We start from the raw sequence: 610 nt of genomic DNA, 5'->3' as shown, positions 1-610 counted from the left end.
ATCAGGGTCGTGTCGCTCGTGTTGAAGTCGCTGGCGCTCACGCCTGTGTCCGTCGTGATGCCGGTCACGGCGATCGCGTTGAGTGTCAGTGGGTCGACGCCACCGCCGGGAATCGTCGTGCCACTCGTGTCGACGACGAGCGCCTGGACTACCGAGGATTTGGCGATGCCGCCAGACACATAAATCAGGTCAGCACGAATGCTGTACGTATTGGACGCTAGCGTCGTACCTGTGTAGTCAAAGCTCCAAGCTCCCCCAGTGACCGTCGTGTAGCCGATGTGCGACCCGTTGAGCAGCACGTCCACGTTCGAACCGTTGGCTGCATCGCTCGTGCCGCGGAAGATCAGGGTCGTGTCGCTCGTGTTGAAGTCGCTGGCACTCACGCCTGTGTCTGTTGTGATACCGGTCACCGCAATCACATTGGAAGCGAGCGGACCCGTCCCAGCACCTTCGATGACAAGGGGCTGGACTGCCGAGGACTTGGCGACGCCGCCTGCCAAGTCCACCAGGTCGGCGCGGATGCTGTAGGTGTCCGGTGCCAGCACCGTGCCGGTGTAGTCGAAGGTCCATACGCCACCCACGACAGTGGTGTAGCCGATGTGCGATCCGT

1 protein-coding gene is annotated in these 610 nt (G+C 62.0%); it reads right to left on the bottom strand.

Features of this window, described 5'->3' with window-relative positions; translation table 11 throughout:
• On the bottom strand, positions 1-610 hold a 610-nt coding region (locus AC07PZ_RS31600), incomplete at both ends, for an Ig-like domain-containing protein (RefSeq protein WP_495299139.1).

Source organism: Variovorax sp. GW821-FHT10B04, assembly GCF_059415645.1.
This window is presented reverse-complemented; position numbering and strand designations above follow the sequence as displayed.